Annotated in this window: 17 protein-coding genes; 14 read left to right on the top strand and 3 right to left on the bottom strand. The window is 40.6% G+C overall.

Annotation, left to right across the window (positions count from 1 at the left end; genetic code table 11):
- Positions 1-493: 493 nt before the first annotated feature.
- On the top strand, positions 494-1,039 hold the full coding sequence (locus tag CRO56_RS11815; RefSeq protein ID WP_097158823.1) for a DUF2179 domain-containing protein: 546 nt from the start codon (positions 494-496) through the stop codon (positions 1,037-1,039).
- Positions 1,032-1,241: an NETI motif-containing protein gene (locus CRO56_RS11810; RefSeq protein ID WP_097158822.1), complete on the top strand. Its 210-nt coding sequence runs from the start codon at positions 1,032-1,034 to the stop codon at positions 1,239-1,241. The genes CRO56_RS11815 and CRO56_RS11810 overlap by 8 nt, the downstream gene beginning before the upstream one ends.
- Positions 1,242-1,309: 68 nt before the next feature.
- On the opposite strand, the gene CRO56_RS23515 is transcribed toward CRO56_RS11810, so the two are convergent.
- Positions 1,310-1,399, bottom strand: coding sequence for an EYxxD motif small membrane protein (locus CRO56_RS23515; protein WP_342745886.1), 90 nt, complete (start codon positions 1,397-1,399; stop codon positions 1,310-1,312).
- Positions 1,400-1,479: 80 nt separating this feature from the next.
- Positions 1,480-1,731 carry a YgaP family membrane protein gene (locus CRO56_RS11805; RefSeq protein ID WP_097158821.1) on the bottom strand — a complete coding sequence of 84 codons (252 nt, stop codon included), beginning with the start codon at positions 1,729-1,731 and terminating at the stop codon, positions 1,480-1,482.
- 111 nt (positions 1,732-1,842) lie between these two features.
- Here CRO56_RS11805 and CRO56_RS11800 point away from each other — a divergent pair, with 111 nt between their 5' ends.
- From CRO56_RS11800 to pruA, 8 genes are all read left to right on the top strand, one after another.
- Positions 1,843-3,582, top strand: coding sequence for an adenine deaminase C-terminal domain-containing protein (locus CRO56_RS11800; RefSeq protein WP_097158820.1), 1,740 nt, complete (start codon positions 1,843-1,845; stop codon positions 3,580-3,582).
- A gap of 108 nt (positions 3,583-3,690) precedes the next feature.
- A complete protein-coding gene (locus CRO56_RS11795) occupies positions 3,691-4,752 on the top strand; it encodes a DUF3048 domain-containing protein (protein WP_097158819.1) in 1,062 nt (353 codons plus the stop codon).
- Positions 4,753-4,770: 18 nt separating this feature from the next.
- Positions 4,771-5,079: a YerC/YecD family TrpR-related protein gene (locus CRO56_RS11790; protein WP_097158818.1), complete on the top strand. Its 309-nt coding sequence runs from the start codon at positions 4,771-4,773 to the stop codon at positions 5,077-5,079.
- A 537-nt stretch (positions 5,080-5,616) separates the two neighbouring features.
- On the top strand, positions 5,617-6,333 hold the full coding sequence (gene pcrB, locus CRO56_RS11785) for a heptaprenylglyceryl phosphate synthase (RefSeq protein WP_097158817.1): 717 nt from the start codon (positions 5,617-5,619) through the stop codon (positions 6,331-6,333).
- Between the two features lie 62 nt (positions 6,334-6,395).
- Complete coding sequence (pcrA, locus tag CRO56_RS11780; protein WP_097158816.1) at positions 6,396-8,609, top strand: DNA helicase PcrA; 2,214 nt, start codon at positions 6,396-6,398, stop codon at positions 8,607-8,609.
- 24 nt (positions 8,610-8,633) lie between these two features.
- On the top strand, positions 8,634-10,640 hold the full coding sequence (gene ligA / locus CRO56_RS11775; protein ID WP_097158815.1) for an NAD-dependent DNA ligase LigA: 2,007 nt from the start codon (positions 8,634-8,636) through the stop codon (positions 10,638-10,640).
- Between the two features lie 12 nt (positions 10,641-10,652).
- Positions 10,653-11,831: a CamS family sex pheromone protein gene (locus CRO56_RS11770; RefSeq protein ID WP_097158814.1), complete on the top strand. Its 1,179-nt coding sequence runs from the start codon at positions 10,653-10,655 to the stop codon at positions 11,829-11,831.
- A 390-nt stretch (positions 11,832-12,221) separates the two neighbouring features.
- The gene (gene pruA, locus CRO56_RS11765; protein WP_097158813.1) at positions 12,222-13,769 is read left to right on the top strand and encodes an L-glutamate gamma-semialdehyde dehydrogenase; all 1,548 of its coding nucleotides are present in this window, start codon (positions 12,222-12,224) and stop codon (positions 13,767-13,769) included.
- 308 nt (positions 13,770-14,077) lie between these two features.
- Here pruA and CRO56_RS11760 read toward each other — a convergent pair whose 3' ends face one another.
- Positions 14,078-14,707, bottom strand: a complete 630-nt coding sequence (locus CRO56_RS11760; protein WP_097158812.1) for a CAP domain-containing protein — start codon at positions 14,705-14,707, stop codon at positions 14,078-14,080.
- Between the two features lie 233 nt (positions 14,708-14,940).
- On the opposite strand from CRO56_RS11760, the gene gatC reads away from it, so the two are divergent.
- The 4 genes from gatC to CRO56_RS11740 all read left to right on the top strand — a co-directional run bounded on the left by gatC (position 14,941) and on the right by CRO56_RS11740 (position 18,843).
- Positions 14,941-15,231, top strand: coding sequence for an Asp-tRNA(Asn)/Glu-tRNA(Gln) amidotransferase subunit GatC (gatC, locus tag CRO56_RS11755; RefSeq protein ID WP_097158811.1), 291 nt, complete (start codon positions 14,941-14,943; stop codon positions 15,229-15,231).
- A gap of 13 nt (positions 15,232-15,244) precedes the next feature.
- Complete coding sequence (gene gatA / locus CRO56_RS11750; RefSeq protein ID WP_097158810.1) at positions 15,245-16,699, top strand: Asp-tRNA(Asn)/Glu-tRNA(Gln) amidotransferase subunit GatA; 1,455 nt, start codon at positions 15,245-15,247, stop codon at positions 16,697-16,699.
- 17 nt (positions 16,700-16,716) lie between these two features.
- Positions 16,717-18,147, top strand: coding sequence for an Asp-tRNA(Asn)/Glu-tRNA(Gln) amidotransferase subunit GatB (gene gatB, locus CRO56_RS11745; RefSeq protein ID WP_097158809.1), 1,431 nt, complete (start codon positions 16,717-16,719; stop codon positions 18,145-18,147).
- A 123-nt stretch (positions 18,148-18,270) separates the two neighbouring features.
- Positions 18,271-18,843 (top strand): thioredoxin family protein, encoded by a 573-nt coding sequence (locus CRO56_RS11740; RefSeq protein WP_097158808.1) that lies wholly within the window; start codon positions 18,271-18,273, stop codon positions 18,841-18,843.
- Positions 18,844-18,944: the final 101 nt, after the last annotated feature.

The following is an 18,944-nucleotide window of genomic DNA, read 5'->3' as shown; positions in this document are numbered from 1 at the left end:
CACCGGAGTGTACTTCGTACACGAGGATGTGACTGAGTGCAGCAGACGCCGGAATTCGCCGGTCATCGGAAGCCGCCGCAGTGCCGATGGTAGTTAGGGGCGCCCCCTGTGAGAGTAGGACGTTGCCAGGCAATGCGAAACAACCTAGGGTTTAGTCCCAGGTTGTTTTTTTGTGTTTGAAGAGAAATTGAATAAAGGACTTGGTTGAATTAAGGCTTGTGGTCTGTAAACGGACGAATATGAGGTCAATCGCGCCAATGTAAAATCCTTGAAGCTCTATCACCAACAACACAGCCATATTTTATAAAAACGAACAAAAACCCATCATGATTACCCTCCTTTTTTCCTCCGCCAATAGGGTATACTAAATAAAGTGAATAATTACCACCTGATACTCTCGGATCAACCCTTCGCAAACAAAAGTAAGTTTAGTAAAATTAGAAGTCAATGTTCTTTTACAATGTTGCACGGGAGTATTAAAGGAGGGCTAATATTGTTAGAAAATAGCTTGGTGATGGTAGCGATTATTTTAATTATTAATGTGGTCTATGTATCATTCTTTACGATTCGGATGATTCTAACTCTTAAAGGCCAACGGTATTTTGCTGCTGTCATTAGCATGTTTGAAGTGTTAATTTATGTGGTCGGATTAGGGCTAGTTCTTGAAAATTTAAATGAAATCCAAAATTTAATTGCTTATGCCGTCGGCTATGGCATAGGTGTAATTGTTGGAATGAAGCTTGAGGAAAAACTGGCTTTAGGATATATCACAGTTAATGTAATTACTACAGAAGAAGCCAAGGATTTACCGAATGCATTACGTAAGGAAGGGTTTGGCGTTACGCATTGGATGGCGAATGGCAGGGAAGGAGATCGCCTGGCTATGCAGATTCTTACCCCGCGAAAGTATGAACTACGTCTTTATCAAACAATAAAAGAGTTGGACCCGAAAGCTTTTATTATTTCATATGAACCGAAAACGATTTACGGGGGATTCTGGGTGAAAAGTGTACGTAAAGGAAAATTGGGAAATGAGTAAAGCACCAAAAAAGAAGTGGTTTGTTGTTTTAGAAAATGAGACGGTCGATGACTGCTTAAAGAGGATGGCAGCAGAGGGATATGTACCGATTCGCCGAATGGAAAAGCCAGTCTTTGAAGAGACCATTGAAAATGGAAACAAGGTGGTAAAACCTGTGAATCAGGAAATTCAGTTTCAAGGTGAGCTAACGTCAGATGAATAAAGAAACAACAAGAAAGGCTGCTGGCCTATTAGATATGGTTAAGCAGCCTTTTTCTATGTTTAATGATTTTATTGCCGAGCCCGTTTTTTAGATCTGTGAATGTATACGAAAAGCAAAGCTACAATTCCTCCAATGATAGAAATTAATACAAAGGACATATCCATTAGATATTCCCAAAACATTCGGTAACATCCCCTTATTTCAGAATAGGTTGTCCAACGTCAAATTAAGAAAATCATTAGATTACATAGTCCTCTTCTTCGTCTTGCGCGCTGCCAGCCTGAATGCCATTTTTAATTAACTCAGTGACAGGACAGTAGCGAACGATTCCTTCTCCCACCTTCATGGCTGCTAATATAGCGACGATTAAATATGACTCTCTCCAAGGCTGTTTGACTAATTTTGCGGTTACCCATGATAAAAGGGTTAATCCGAAAGTGATTCGAACAAGGGCGTTCAGTATGCCGATATTTGGTTTGACTTGAAACATAGCTTTCACCTTCCTTAATTTAGAAAAATTTCGATTCTTTAATGCGTTAATATTCAAAATATGATAGTATATGACTAAAAGCTATATGCCAAAAGGGGGAGTCGAAAGAAGATGAATCATATTAACAACTGGAGAATTAAACAGCATAGAGAACATACCTCTATCATCGATGGAGCAAAATCCCCTACCCTTTTATTAAAAAACGCTCGGTATTTGCACCCATATTTAAAAAAATGGTTAAGCGGACAAATATGGATTTATCAGGATCGCATCGTTTATGTTGGAGAAAAACTGCCTGAACGCTTAGAAGAATGTGAAATAATCGACTGTACGGATTCATTGCTTGTACCAGGTTATATCGAACCTCATGCACATCCTTTTCAAGTTTATAATCCCCTATCACTTGCTAACTATGCATCGCAAACGGGGACGACTGCTTTGATCAATGACAGCCTTGTTTTGGCTTTACTAAACGATAAAAAGAAAGCGTTTTCTTTACTTGATGAATTTAAAAAGCTGCCAGTTTCTATGTACTGGTGGTGTAGGTTTGATTCACAAACCGAGCTATTTAGAGAAGAAACAATCTTCTCTCATGAAACCATTCAGGCATGGATTGAGAGGGAAGATGTTATTCAAGGCGGGGAACTAACGAGTTGGCCACGATTAATGGCAGGCGATGATTCACTGCTGCATTGGATTCAAGAGATAAAAAGAAACAGAAAAAGAATAGAGGGTCACTTCCCAGGGGCTTCCGAAAAAACATTGGTGAAGCTTAAATTACTTGGGGCTGATGCCGATCATGAGTCGATGACAGGGCAAGAGGTGTGGAATCGCCTGCAGCATGGATATGCGGTTGCACTTCGATATTCTTCGATTCGTCCCGATTTACCCATTCTTTTAAAAGAAATGAAAGAATTAGGGATTGAGCATTTTGATCAAGTGTTTTTTACAACGGATGGATCGACTCCAAGTTTTTATAAAGAAGGAATGATCGACCTGATGATTAAAATGGCTCTTGAAGAGGGAATTCCTCCAATAGAAGCCTACTTGATGGCGAGCTTTAATGTCGCTCGGTATTATCAAATTGATGATCTCTATGGAAGTATCACGACAGGCCGTGTGGCAAACATTAACTTCCTGCATAGTGAAGCGGATCCGACACCTCATTCCGTTTTAGCCAAAGGTCAATGGGTGAAGAGAAATGGTGACAATACATTTGGAGATTATCCGATTAACTGGTCAAACTATGGGCTCAAACCGTATGAGAGTAATTGGGAATTAACGATGGATGACCTTCAGTTTTCGATGGCAATGGGGATAGAAATGGTGAATGCAGTTATTACCAAGCCCTATTCCGCAAACTTAGATTTATCAGTAGAAAGTCTTTCTGATGACCATGATCAGTGCTTCTTTATGCTAGTAGATCGAAAAGGCAGATGGAAGGTTAATACGGTATTAAAAGGGTTTGCCCATCATATTGGAGGTTTTGCATCGAGTTTTTCCATTAGCGGTGATCTTATTTTAATTGGAAAACATAAATCAGATATGCTGCTCGCATGCAGAAGGCTGAAAGAACTTGGCGGCGGTATTGTTTTAACGGAAAATGGCAAGGTGCTTCATGAGATTCCGCTTCCTTTAAACGGTGTCATCTCTGATAAACGAATGGAAGAAATAATGGAAGAAGAAACGAAGCTCAAAGTTCTGTTAGAGGAGAGAGGATATAGATTCGGAGATCCAATCTATACGTTATTATTCTTCTCATCTACTCACCTTCCATATATTCGTATTACGCAGCAAGGTTTATTTGATGTCATGAAAAAAATGGTACTCTTCCCGAGTGTAATACGATAAAATAGTAATATTGGAAAACTTTAAAGAACTAAATTGTTTTTGCTGACCCTAAAAAAAGACACCAGAGATAAAAGCAAAAATGTAAAAATCAACTAGGGGTGTATATAGGTGTTATGGAAAAGGAAGGCTGCAAGTATCGTATTAGGAGTTGGACTTTTACTTGCTGGATGCAGTGAGGAAGAAGCTACGCCAGAAGAAGAATCTTCTCCGCCCGAACAACAGGAGGAAGATACAACAGATGAAAATAACAAGGAATATGCTTTTCGCTATCCGCTAACTGGCGTCGGCTCCGATGATGAGATTAAAGGCAGATCTGTTGCTGTCATGATTAATAATGATATCCATGCAAGACCGCAAACAGGGTTGCCTGAGGCGGATATTGTATATGAAATTTTAACCGAAGGAAACATTACAAGGTTTTTGGCGATTTTCCAAAGCAATCCGCCTGAAGAAGTAGGGCCGGTTCGCAGTGCGAGAGACTACTTTATGGATATTGCTAAAGGTTTTAATAGCTTATATATAGCCCATGGCTTTAGTACAGAGGCAAAAGTGTTGTCTGATAATGGGTATGTAGATAATATTAATGGAATGTATTATGACGGTACTTTGTTTTACAGGTCGTCTGAAAGACAAGCTCCCCATAATTCTTATACAACCTTTGAAAATATTGAAAAAGGTGCTGAGAAACTCAGGTTTGACATGGGAGAGTTACCGCCTAGTCTTTCTTTTATGACTGATTCAGATGTAGAGGAGATTATTGGGGAAACAGCAGAGAATGTAATGGTAACATACAATTCGCCGCTTTATGATGTCATCTATGAATATGACCCTGAGTCAGAAAAATACAAGCGGTTCACAAATGGTGAGCAAACAGTTGATCATCAGTCTGGGGAACCAGTCCTCCTAGATAATATTGTGATTTTAGAAGCACCTCATCAGGTGGTGGATAACAAAGGCAGAAGAGATATTGATTTTAGTACCGGCGGAGAGGCATATCTTGTACAAAAAGGAAAATGGAAGAAAATTGAATGGAAAAATGTTGATGGACGAATCCTCCCTTATGAAAATGGACAACCGGCCAAACTAGTTACAGGAAAAACGTGGATTAATGTAATCCCCGATAACCCAGGATTAACACAATCTGTATCATTTGAAGCGATTACCTCTTAAAAAAGAAGGAGACCAAATATGCAAATAGATAAACTAAGAGGAAGAGAATTAGATCAATTGTTTAAAGCAGTTTTATCACTAAAGGATTTAGAGGAGTGCTACCGCTTTTTCGATGACCTTTGTACGGTTAATGAAATTCAATCTCTAGCACAAAGATTAGAAGTAGCCAGAATGCTGCAAGAAGGAAAAACGTATCATAAAATTGAAACGGAGACTGGCGCGAGTACAGCTACGATTTCAAGGGTAAAACGCTGCTTAAACTATGGAAACGATGCCTATACGATGGCATTGAACCGGATTAAGGAAGAAGAAGAATCAAATTCATAAAATACGAAGGCCCGTCATTAGTGGACGGGTTTTTTCTTTTGAATATAGCGTAACCAGGAAACAGCCCCCAACTAAAGGTCGGGGGTTTTAGCTCTCTTAAAGCTGGTGGTGAATCGGTTGTATTCTTAGCGGACATATGATCCCTTATTGTTCAAAAAAGTGCTGTTTTCAATGAGCTAAAGGACATACGATCCTTTATTTCGCAAAATGAACCCCAGAATCGCACTCATTTGCTGAAATAGAGGAACCAATGTCCTTTAATTTCAAAAAACCCTCCGTTTCTCGCAAATAGAGGAACCAATGTCCTTTAATTTTCAGCCTCTCTCCCTAGTGCCATGAGAAATGCACTCCACGAAAAATTGTTTCTCGCCCATCTAACATGAACGTTTATTATAACTAATTTATGCAACACTCAAAAGCCCTTGCTCACGCTCATCTCCTATAACTATTCTTGCATTTGGCAATTAGGAGATTGCTTTAGTCACAGGTCAGAGAATGGTATAATGGCATCATGTGAGCAGAAACGGAGGCATATTCATGTATAACATTCGTGAATGGCGACATGTCTTTAAACTCGATCCTAATAAAGAGATTAATGATGAGCAGCTGGAGTCCATATGTGAATCGGGGACTGATGCTGTCCTCGTTGGGGGGACAGATGGGGTTACCCTTGAAAATACATTAGATTTATTAGCGAGGATTCGCAAATTTTTAGTCCCCTGTGTTTTAGAAATTTCCAATCTAGAATCAATTACGCCAGGGTTTGATTTTTTCTTCGTCCCTACAGTGTTGAATAGTACGAATCCAAAATGGATGATAGATTTACATAGAGAAGCGGTCAAGAACTACGGTGAATTTATTAATTGGGATGAAATGATGGTTGAAGGCTATTGTATGCTGAATCCCGACAGTAAAGCGTTCCAAGCGACTGAGTCTAAGCTTATCCATGATGAAGATGTCCTTGCCTATGCAACGATTGCAGAAAAAATGTTTCATCTGCCGATTTTCTATCTTGAATATAGCGGGATATATGGAGACCCAGCTCTCGTTGGACAAGTTTATCAGAAATTAGAAAAAACTGTTCTTTTTTATGGCGGAGGAATTGAGAATGCTGATCAGGCTAAACAGATGGCTGAACGCGCTGATGTCATCGTGGTTGGCAATCTTATTTATGAAGATACGAATACCGCTCTCCAAACAGTTGCAGCTGTAAAGGATTGTAAAAAACTTAAAAAAAGTAAAGCATTCAACTGAGTATTTCTGTATGATATAGTTAATAAATAGAACAAATGTTCCTTTAATTGGAGGAAGAATACATGCAATTTTTAACGAATCGACTGTTAGAAGGTTTGAATGACCAGCAAAAACTGGCCGTCAAAACAACAGATGGTCCATTACTTATAATGGCAGGAGCCGGCAGTGGGAAAACAAGAGTTTTAACACACCGCATCGGTTATTTACTGGTGGAAAAAGGGGTAAATCCTTACAATATTTTAGCGATTACATTTACCAATAAAGCAGCTCGTGAAATGAAAGAGAGATTGCAAAAAATCGTCGCATTAGCTGCTGAGGAAATGTGGATCTCAACCTTTCACTCTATGTGTGTGCGGATTCTTCGCCGTGACATCGACAGAATTGGGTACAATCGTAATTTTTCGATTTTAGATACAACAGACCAATTATCTGTTATAAAAGGAATTCTTAAAGATTTAAATATTGATTCGAAAAAATTTGACCCAAGGATGCTGCTCGGTTCGATTTCGTCTGCAAAAAATGAATTAATTGATGCAGATACTTTTGAACAAAACCAGGGCGGCTACTATGATGAACTGGTAGCAAAGGTTTATAAGGAATATCAAAAGAGGCTGCGAAAGAATCATGCTCTTGATTTTGATGATTTAATTATGATCACTATTAAGCTGTTTGACCGCGTTCCTGAGGTTTTAGGATATTATCAGCGCAAATTTCAGTACATTCATGTGGATGAATACCAGGATACGAACCGGGCTCAATATATGCTGGTAAAGAAATTAGCCCAAAGATTTGAGAACCTTTGTGTCGTTGGCGATTCCGATCAGTCGATTTATCGCTGGCGCGGTGCAGATATTGCCAATATTTTATCATTTGAAAAAGACTATCCAAAGGCAAAGGTAATTTTATTAGAACAGAATTACCGTTCGACAAAGAGAATTTTGCAGGCTGCTAATACAGTGATTGCCAACAACCTTCATCGTAAGTCAAAAAATCTTTGGACGGAAAATAGTGAAGGGAATAAAATCGCTTACTACAAAGCTCTTAATGAGCAGGGAGAGGCACAATTTGTTGCCGGTAAAATTAATGAACTAGTCAAATCAGGCGAATATTCGAGTTCTGATATTGCGATTTTATACAGAACGAATGCCCAGTCGCGTGTTATGGAGGAAGTTCTTCTTAAATCAAATATCTCTTATTCTATTGTAGGCGGAACAAAGTTCTACGATCGCAAAGAGATTAAGGATATTTTGGCGTATTTACGGCTAATTTCAAATCCAGACGATGATATAAGTCTTGAGCGAATTATCAATGTACCGAAAAGAGGAATCGGTGCCAGTTCTCTTGATAAAATTGCAAATTATGCAGCTCAGCGTGATATGAGTTTGTATCAGGCACTAGGCGAAGTTGATTTTATCGGTCTTTCCCCGAAAATTACTCAAGCTGCAGCAGATTTCCACCAATTTATAAATCAGTTTTCTAACATGCAGGACTATTTATCGGTAACAGAGCTAACAGAAGAGGTTATTGAAAAGACAGGATACGAGGAAATGCTTAAAGCAGAAAACTCACTAGAAGCTCAAAGCAGGCTGGAAAACCTTGAAGAATTTTTATCTGTAACGAAAAGCTTTGAAGAAAGAAACGAAGACGATAAAAGTTTAATCGCATTCTTAACGGATTTAGCGTTAGTGGCAGACATTGACCGCTTGGATGAACAGGACACCAATGATGGCAACGTTACGTTGATGACGCTACACTCAGCTAAAGGTCTTGAATTTCCTGTTGTCTTCTTGCTTGGTATGGAGGAAGGCGTCTTTCCGCATAGCCGGTCCCTCATGGAAGAGGATGAGATGGAGGAAGAGCGGCGCCTGGCGTATGTGGGGATTACAAGGGCTGAAGAGCAGCTTTACTTAACCAGCGCTGAAATGCGGACGTTATTTGGGAGGACGAACTTTAATCTGGAGAGCCGTTTTATTAAAGAGATTCCCGCAGATTTAATCGAGTTTTTAAATATGCAAGAGAAAACCAGTCCTTCTTTTTCTAGTGTATCTAATAAAAAGGTCAGCTCTCCATTTACACAGCCTGTGCAAAGACCGCAAAAGACAGGAAATGATGAACTGGATTGGAAGGTGGGCGACAAGGTCAACCATAAAAAATGGGGTCCTGGTACCGTTGTAAGTGTAAAAGGCGAAGGGGAAGGAAAGGAATTAGATATTGCCTTCCCGAGTCAGGGTGTAAAGCGGCTTTTGGCTACATTTGCACCAATTGAAAAGGTATAAGGGCAAAGAAAGCGAGGAGCGAATATGGAGCAGGTACAAGCTGAAAAAAGGGTCAAAGAGCTTCAGGATCTGTTAAACCAATATAATTATGAATACCATGTGCTCGATAAACCTTCAGTGCCAGATAGTGAATATGACCGTTTGTTAAAAGAGTTAATCCAATTAGAAGAAAAGTATCCTCATCTCAAAACACCGGATTCACCTACCGGGCGTGTGGGCGGGAATGTATTGGATGCATTTGAAAAGGTACAGCATCGGACACCTATGCTGAGTCTTGGCAATGCTTTTAATGAAGCCGATTTAAGAGATTTTGACCGAAAAGTAAGACAGGCAGTAGGTGACCGTTATCAATACGTTTGTGAACTGAAAATTGATGGACTGGCTGTGTCGCTTCGCTATGAGGATGGGCAATTTGTCCAAGGCGCTACCCGGGGTGACGGAACAATTGGTGAGGACATTACCGCTAATCTGCGCACGATTAAATCGATTCCATTAAAATTAACAGAGCCTGTATCTCTCGAAGTAAGAGGTGAGGCTTATATGCCAAAACGATCTTTCCATGCACTCAACGAAATAAAAGAAGTAAATGGAGAGGAGCCTTTCGCAAACCCTCGGAACGCTGCAGCCGGATCACTGCGCCAATTAGATCCGAAAATTGCCGCTTCGAGAAATCTGGACGTCTTTTTATATGCGATAGGAGATATCGGTACAACCGGGGTCGAGTCACATAGTGAAGGCTTAGAGCTGCTAGAGAAACTAGGCTTTAAAACGAACAAAGAAAGACGTGTCTGCCCGACGATTGATGATGTGTTGGAATATGTGAACAGTTGGGTCGAGAAACGGGCTTCATTGCCTTATGAAATTGATGGAATCGTCATTAAAGTAGATTCCCTTCAGCAGCAGGAGGAGCTGGGAACGACTGCTAAAAGTCCGCGCTGGGCGATTGCCTATAAATTTCCGGCTGAAGAGGTTGTGACGAAGCTGACAGGTATTGAATTAACTGTAGGGAGAACAGGGGTGGTAACGCCTACCGCTATATTAGAACCTGTAAAAGTAGCCGGTACAACCGTAAAACGGGCTTCTCTTCACAATGAAGATCTGATCCGTGAAAAAGATATTAAAATTGGGGATTATGTAGTCATTAAAAAAGCGGGAGACATCATTCCAGAGGTCGTTAAAGTATTAGCTGAAAAAAGAACCGGTGAAGAACAGTCATTTTCAATGCCAAAGGAATGCCCGGAATGTCACAGTGAACTTGTTCATTTAGACGGGGAAGTAGCAGTGCGCTGTATAAATCCGAAATGCCCGGCACAAATTCGGGAAGGTTTAATTCACTTCGTTTCAAGAGACGCAATGAATATTGACGGTCTCGGTGAAAAAGTAATCACTCAATTATTTAAAGAAAACTTAATTGAAGATGTGGCTGATATATACCGTCTTCAATTTGATCAGCTTGTTAACCTGGAAAGAATGGGAGAAAAATCGGCTCAGAACTTATTAGATGCGATTGAAAAATCAAAGGAAAACTCGCTTGAAAAGCTTCTATTTGGTTTAGGCATCCGTCATGTGGGGGCTAAAGCAGCCAAAATTTTAGCTCAAGAGTTTGGCACTATCGACCATTTAAGACTGGCAACCGTTGAACAACTTCGTAACATTAACGAAATAGGAGAAAAAATGGCCGATTCCATCCATTCCTATTTTAACTTGGAAGAAGCGATTGAAGTAATTGAGGAATTAAAATCACTTGGTATTAATATGGAATATAAGGGGCCAAGGATTCGCGCACTCGAAGATGTTGATTCATATTTTGCCGGAAAAACAATTGTCCTGACAGGAAAGCTTTTGCAGCTTTCTCGGGATGAAGCGAAAGAAAAAATTGAACTATACGGCGGAAAAGTTACGGGAAGTGTCAGTAAAAAGACAGATCTAGTCATTGCAGGAGAGGATGCCGGCTCAAAACTGACTAAAGCAGAACAGTTAGGCATTGAAGTTTGGAATGAGGAGAGATTCTTGGAAGAACTTAAATCTTAAGAGGTGTATATCATGAAAAAGCTTGTCACTATATTCTGTACAAGCATATTGTTACTGACCGGCTGTATTCCGAGCTTGGAGAAAGAAGGAGAAGTCGTTCAAGAGGACGCAGTAGATGAAGAAAATAAAACAACAGGGATTATTCCAAGTTTCAGCATCTCTGACGAATATTACAAAACCATCCTCCCTTTTGAAGCGTCTCCAGCGCGCGGAATGGTCGTATCCAATCTGAATACAAGAGTAGATATGGATGAATTTGAGACGGGTCTCATGCGAATTGCACAAACGAAATTTTCCACAGATGATTATCTGTTTCGCGGAGGACAGTACATTAGCCGTGAGCTTGTGAGTTCCTGGCTAAAACGAAAACTTACGGATGCACAGGCACAAGAGGCTGGAGTAGACCCTGAAGAAAACATTGGGTTAAACCCGGCGTTAGTAGTGTCAGGGGACAATGTTCGTGAAGCAAACGAAGACAGTCCAATCTATTTAGCTCACATCATGGAGCAAAACTACTTAAAACGAATTGATGAGGAAACAGTGGAGTTAGGCGGAGTTGTGATCGGTTTAGCTCTAAACTCTGTCCACTATTTTCAGACTGAACAATATGGTACAGTGTACCAAACAGAAATTCCGCATGAAAAGGTTGTGGAAGAAGGAAAGAAGATTGCAGCTGAAGTGCTGACGAGACTTAGAGGGATGGAGGAGCTGACCGAGGTTCCGATTACGATCGCCCTTTTTAAACAGGAAAAACGAAATTCAGTTGTTCCCGGGAATTTTATTGCTTATACCCATGTGAATCAAGGGGAAAGCAGCATAAAAGAGTGGACCAGCATTAATGAGGACTATGTATTATTTCCGTCAAACGAGGCAACAGAGCTCTATCGGGAAGATGCAACTACATTCCTTAACTTTCAAACAGACGTTGAAAGCTACTTCCCAGACTTTAATGGGATTGTAGGAAAAGCCTTTTATGTGAATGAAGAGCTGAACTCCATTAACATTGATATCAATATACAATTTAATGGGGAAGCTGAAGTCATCGGTTTTACCCAATATGTCGCAGGTTTAGTGATGAAATATTTTGGGGAAGAGCTTAAAGTTGAGGTCAATGTGCTTTCCGTTAACGGCCCTGAGGCTCTGATTGTAAAAGACCGGAAAGCCGATGAACCTTATGTGTATGTTTATTAAATAGCTATAAGATCTGCCGGTTGGCAGGTCTATTTTTTTGGGATGTAGGATAGAAGAGGTTTTTTTGCTCAACAATAAATTCTATCGGTCAAATCGAGGAATCTATCAGTCAAATATCGATTCTATCGGTCAAAATCGATTTCTATGAGTCAAAATCGTGTACTATCGGTCAAAAATTAAGTAGATTGGTCAAATCACAGTCCTATCAGTCAAAACCTTGTTCTATTGGCCAAATTAAGTGATGACAGGCCATTTCCTCCCAAGAAAGTCTAAGATGCACCTACTAGTCTATTTTTCCATTTGGAATAATTTGAAGAATAAAATTGTTTCATGATAGAATGAACGTGTAGTGTAAACGGTTTTGTTTAAATATATAAGGAGGGGAATCATATGGTTAAACCTTATCAGCACGAACCTTTCACTGATTTTTCAAAGGAAGAGAATCAAAAAGCGTTTCAAGAAGGTTTGAAACTAGTAGAGAGCTACTTAGGACAAGACTATGATTTAGTTATTAATGGAGAACGAGTTTCAACAGATGATAAAATCGTTTCCGTAAACCCAGCGAATAAAGAAGAAGTCGTAGGAAGGGTTTCAAAGGCGAATAGAGATTTAGCAGAACAAGCGATGAAAGCGGCAGCAGAAGCTTTCAAAACTTGGAGAAAATCCAAGCCTGAAATGAGAGCAGATATTCTATTCCGCGCAGCTGCGATTGTCAGACGCCGCAAGCATGAGTTTTCTGCGCTTTTAGTAAAAGAAGCGGGAAAACCATGGAATGAGGCAGATGCAGATACAGCAGAAGCTATCGATTTTATGGAATATTACGGACGTCAAATGCTCAGCCTTAAAGACGGTGTACCTGTACAAAGCCGTCCAGGTGAGATTAACCGTTTTGGCTATATTCCGCTTGGTGTAGGGGTTGTTATTTCTCCTTGGAACTTTGCATTTGCGATTATGGCAGGAACAACGGTTGCAGCACTTGTTTCAGGAAACACTGTTTTATTAAAACCTGCTTCAGCTACTCCAGTAGTTGCAGCTAAATTTGTTGAGATTCTTGAAGAAGCGGGTCTTCCAAAAGGTGTCCTTAACTATATTCCGGGTAGCGGAGCCGAAGTGGGCGATTATTTAGTGGATCATCCTCAAACCCGTTTCATCAGCTTTACAGGGTCTAGGGATGTAGGCCTCCGTATTTATGAACGTGCATCCAGATTGAGCGAAGGCCAAATCTGGTTAAAACGTGTCATTGCCGAAATGGGCGGAAAAGACACAATTGTTGTCGATAAAGAAGCAGATCTTGAATTAGCTGCTCACTCTATAGTAGCTTCTGCATTTGGCTTCTCTGGTCAAAAATGCTCTGCATGTTCACGTGCGATTGTGTTAGAAGATGTATACGATCAAGTATTAGAACGAGTGGTTGAATTAACAAATGGTTTAACTGTAGGAGACCCTGTTAAGCGCGAAACGTATATGGGACCAGTTATTGATCAAGGTGCATACAATAAAATTATGTCCTATATTGAAATTGGCAAAGGTGAAGGACGTATCGTGGCCGGCGGTGAAGGGGATGACTCAAAAGGCTGGTTTATCAAGCCTACTGTTGTTGCTGATGTAGACCGTAACGCACGTGTGATGAAAGAAGAAATCTTCGGACCAGTTGTGGCGTTTGCGAAAGCAAAAGATTTTGATGAAGCAATCGATATGGCTAATGATACGGAATATGGACTAACAGGTGCTGTTATCTCCAATAACCGTTTAAATATTGAAAAAGCCAGAGAAGATTTCCACGTAGGAAACCTATACTTCAACCGCGGATGTACAGGTGCGATCGTCGGATATCAGCCATTTGGCGGATTCAATATGTCTGGTACTGATTCAAAAGCTGGAGGTCCAGATTACTTACTGCTTCATATGCAGGCAAAAACGACTTCAGAGTTGTTATAAGGGAAAAAGAAGACTGGGATTCGTTCCCGGTCTTTTTTAATAATCAATAATCGCTTTTACCCTTTTATGTCTAATTTTTTCGTTTTATGAAAAAATGGGAAAGGCGCCTGAATGATGGGAAAGGCGCCCAAAAACTAAGCAGGTAGCCCATAACCGGGTAATCCCGCCCGAAAAACTATCTAGAGCACCCAATTAAAGGGGGAAGCCGCCCAAAAAATTAACAGACTCGCCCAATTAACATAGAAAAAAGCCCAATTATTAGTTTTGGAGCCTATAAAAATAAAACTCCGCCCAATTCCAATCTCCTTCTACCTAGGATCAATCAGCAGCTGCGTCCAGTAACTTCCTAATATACCGCCATCTACATACCCGACTCCAATTTCGGTGAACTCGGGGTTCACAATGTGGCTCCGGTGTTCGGGACTTTCCATCCATTGACGTACGACCTCTTCAGCTGTTTCGGGTCCGGCCGCATGGTTACCGGCAGCAATCCGAAATTGTAAATGGAAGTTTCTCATCATCTCAAGGGGTGTTCCGTAGGTAGGGCTGGTGTAAGAAAAGTATTGTTTATCTCGCATATCCTGCGATTTAAGTCTTGCAATGTCACAGGCTTTTTCATTTAATCGTAAAGGCTGAAGTCCATTTCGCTGGCGCTCGCGGTTCGTCCATTCGACAGCAGCTCGTTCAACCAGTTTTACAGGACCTCGCTGCAGTTCCTCGTTAGGGGCCTCACCAGCTTGTCCGCCAGGATTTGCTTCATCATAAGTTCGCCAAATATGCCTTCCGGTAGCCTGCTGATTATTTTCTGGCTGATAAACAATATTTTGAGGCAGTTCTTGGTTCCCTCCTCCTTGATTTGCTTGATTTTGAGTACAGGCAGACAGAATCATTCCCAATGACAAAAACAACACAGCAAACAGTCGATATTTTCTTTTCATGGTATTAAATTGCTATTTTTAAAATTAATCTATGCTTGGAAAAATTAGCAATAGCCAAACGGCAATCGACTAACTTCGTGGCGTGACTGTTACCTGACGAGGGTTGCCGACAAATCTCAGAGTGTGACAGGCACATCCCGAACTGCCCCCAGAATTGTTGCCTGACCCTCTGAAAATTGATAGAATCAATATTATTGTTAAGCAGTTCGAATTCTCATGGAGGTGAAGATGGTATGTCTCGGATTTCACTAGATGAAGTAAAGCATGTTGCTCATTTAGCAAGATTGGAAATTACCGAAGAAGAAGCTGAAGTTTTTACAAAACAATTAGATGCCATTATTGGTTATGCTGAGCAATTAAATGAGTTAGATACAACAAATATTGAACCGACATCTCATGTTTTGGATATGAAGAATGTTTTGAGGGAAGATATTCCGCAAAAAGGACTTCCGCGTGAGGAGGTACTGAAAAACGCCCCTGATCATGAAGACGGCCAAATTAAAGTACCATCTATTTTAGACTAGGGGGGAGAAAAGGATGTCATTATTTGATCATAAATTGGCAGATATACATGAGCTTTTACATAAAAAAGAATTATCAGTAACCGACTTGGTGAACCAATCTTTTCAGAAGATTGGCGAAGTCGATTCAAAGGTGGACGCCTTTTTAACTTTAAATGAAGAAAAGGCGAAGCAGAAAGCGATGGAACTGGAAACCCGAGTCGGGGAAAGCAAGGATAATGTCCTATTTGGTATCCCGGTTGGTATCAAGGATAATATCGTAACGAAGGGCCTCCAGACAACTTGTGCCAGTAAAATTCTGGAGAATTTTGATCCGATATATAATGCAACCGTTATGGACAAGCTCGATGCACACGGCGCCATTACCGTTGGAAAATTGAACATGGATGAATTTGCAATGGGATCTTCAACGGAAAATTCCAGTATCAAGAAAACCAAGAACCCTTGGAACCTGGAAGCTGTGCCAGGCGGCTCTTCAGGAGGATCTGCAGCTGCTGTAGCGGCAGGTGAAGTTCCATATGCATTAGGATCTGATACAGGCGGATCGATTCGCCAGCCAGCTTCATTTTGCGGTGTTGTTGGGATGAAACCTACATATGGACGGGTGTCACGTTTCGGCCTTGTCGCTTTTGCATCTTCTTTAGATCAGATTGGTCCTATTACACGGACGGTTGAAGATAATGCATATGTTTTAGAAGCAATTTCTGGCCTTGATCCGATGGACTCCACATCGGCTAATGTAGAAGTGCCGCGGTTTTCAAGTGCACTGACAGGCGATATAAAAGGGCTAAAGATAGCGGTACCTAAAGAGTATTTAGGCGAGGGCGTTTCTGAAGAAGTCCGTCAATCTGTGCTGGATGCTTTAAAAGTGTTAGAAGGACTTGGTGGTGCTTGGGAGGAAGTATCGCTCCCGCATTCGAAATATGGCATTGCAACCTATTATTTATTGTCCTCTTCTGAAGCATCGGCAAACCTTGCAAGATTTGACGGGGTTCGCTATGGCTACCGTTCGCCAAATGCGGAAAGTCTGATGGAACTTTATAAAAAAACGAGAGCAGAAGGCTTTGGTGACGAAGTGAAGCGCCGGATTATGCTCGGAACCTTTGCTTTAAGTTCCGGATATTATGATGCGTATTATAAAAAGGCGCAAAAGGTGCGGACCTTAATTAAAAAAGACTTTGAAGACGTTTTTGAAAAATATGATGTGATTGTCGGACCAACGACACCAACTCCTGCCTTTAAGCTTGGTGAAAAAGTCGATGATCCGCTAACGATGTATGCGAATGATATTTTAACGATTCCAGTTAACCTGGCGGGTGTACCAGGAATCTCGATCCCTTGCGGATTTTCAAATGGTCTGCCGCTAGGCTTGCAAATCATCGGCAAGCACTTTGATGAAGCGACCGTTTATAGAGTTGCTCATGCTTTTGAACAAGCCACAGCCTATCATAAAGAAAAGCCAGCGCTGTAAAGGGGGGAATAAAAATTATGGACTTTGAAACGATAATTGGTTTAGAGGTACACGTTGAGTTAAAAACAGAGTCGAAAATTTTTTCAAGCAGCCCAAACAATTTTGGGGACGAGCCTAACACCAATACGAGTGTAATTGAGCTTGGGTATCCAGGTGTTTTGCCTGTGCTGAATAAAAAAGCAGTCGAGTTTGCGATGAAAGCTGCGATGGCTTTGAATTGTGAAGTTGCGACGGTTACAAAGTTTGACCGAAAAAACTATTTTTACCCAGATAACCCGAAAGCTTATCAAATATCTCAATTTGATAAACCAATCGGTGAAAACGGCTGGATTGAGATTGAAGTAAATGGACAAAAGAAAAAAATCGGAATTACAAGACTTCATCTGGAGGAGGATGCAGGGAAGCTCAACCATTCACCAAATGGATATTCGCTTGTGGACTACAATCGCCAGGGAACCCCATTAATTGAAATAGTATCCGAACCAGATATTCGTACTCCTGACGAGGCGTATGCATATTTAGAAAAATTAAAATCAATTATTCAATACACAGGGGTTTCTGATTGCAAAATGGAGGAAGGAAGTCTTCGCTGTGATGCAAATATCTCAATTCGTCCAGTCGGACAAAAGGAATTCGGAACAAAAACAGAGCTGAAAAACTTAAACTCCTTTAACTTTGTCAGAAAAGGCTTAGAATACGAAGAAAACCGGCAAAAAGAGGTTGTAATGTCAGGCGGAGTCATACGTCAAGAAACCCGCCGCTATGACGAGGCGACTAACACTACAATTTTAATGAGAGTTAAGGAAGGATCAGAGGATTACCGTTACTTCCCAGAACCAGATCTGGTTGAGCTCAATATTGATGATGCATGGAAAGAAAGAATCAGGGCTGAAATTCCGGAACTGCCTGATCAACGGAAAAAACGGTATGTTGAAGAGCTTTCACTTCCAGTCTATGACGCTCAGGTGCTGACCATTACGAAGGAAATGTCTGATTTCTTTGAAGCAACAATCACAGCAGGCGCGGATTCGAAACAGGCGTCCAACTGGCTGATGGGTGAAGTGTCAGGCTACTTAAATGCCGAAGGAAAAGAATTAGCAGAAGTAGCTTTGACACCTGAAAGTTTAGCGGGTCTGATCAAATTAATTGAAAATGGAACGATATCATCAAAAATTGCGAAGAACGTCTTTAAGGAATTGGTTGAAAAAGGGGGAGACCCTGAAAAGATTGTTAAAGAAAAAGGACTCGTGCAAATCTCTGATGAGGGCACGTTATTAAAGATAATTGCAGAAGTTCTAGATAACAATCCGCAATCGATTCAAGATTATAAGGACGGAAAAGAAAAAGCGTTAGCCTTCTTAGTGGGTCAAATAATGAAGGCAACGAAAGGACAGGCTAATCCGCCGCTAGTCAATAAATTGCTAGTTGAAGAAATTAATAAACGATAAGAGTAATTGGGAGACGGCTCGTTTTCGGCGGGTAGTCTCTTTCTTTTCATGAATCTAAATTTTCGCTTTTTAAAAGTAAATTTGGTAATTTAAAAGCAAATACATAAGTTTGAGGTGGAAAATATGACTTTAGAACAATGGTTTGAAAAGGGTTTAACATTTAATCAATATACTTCGCTAATGAAGGTTAATAAAGAAAATATGCTTCAAATATTGGAGCGGTTTGAGCTGGAAAAAGACGATATCAAACTAATAGAACAATTAAAAGAAAAACAGCTGCGAGCAATCGTATTGACAGAAGACTGGTGCGGTGACGCGATGTTAAATGTGCCGATACTGGTCAAAATTGCAGAAAAAGCAAACATAGATATTCGCTTTCTGCTCCGTGACCAGAACTTAGAGTTAATGGATCAATATTTAACAAACGGTACATCCCGTGCTATTCCAATCTTTATTTTTATCGATAATGATGGTTCTGAAAAAGCAGTCTGGGGTCCGCGGGCACCAAAGCTGCAGCAGCTTGTCGATGAGGTAAGGGCTGCTCTTCCGGCAAAAGAGGACCCATCCTTTGCGGAGAAACAAAAGGAAACTTTCAAGAAATTAACCAAGAGCTATGTTGAAGAAGCAGCACTTTGGGATGAGGTTTCCTATAGCATTTTGACTACTTTAAAAGATAAAATTTTATATGGTGAATGATATTGGCAGCTAGCGCCGCTTTCCTAATTGGGAATGCGGTTTTTTATTGGGAACAGGAGGATAAGTTCTTGGTGGGGTCTCTAAATGACTGGAATGAATGA

This window comes from Bacillus oleivorans, from assembly GCF_900207585.1.
GTDB lineage: Bacteria > Bacillota > Bacilli > Bacillales > JC228 > Bacillus_BF > Bacillus_BF oleivorans.
The sequence above is the reverse complement of the archived record's forward strand: the minus strand, read 5'-3'. Positions and strand labels throughout refer to the sequence as shown.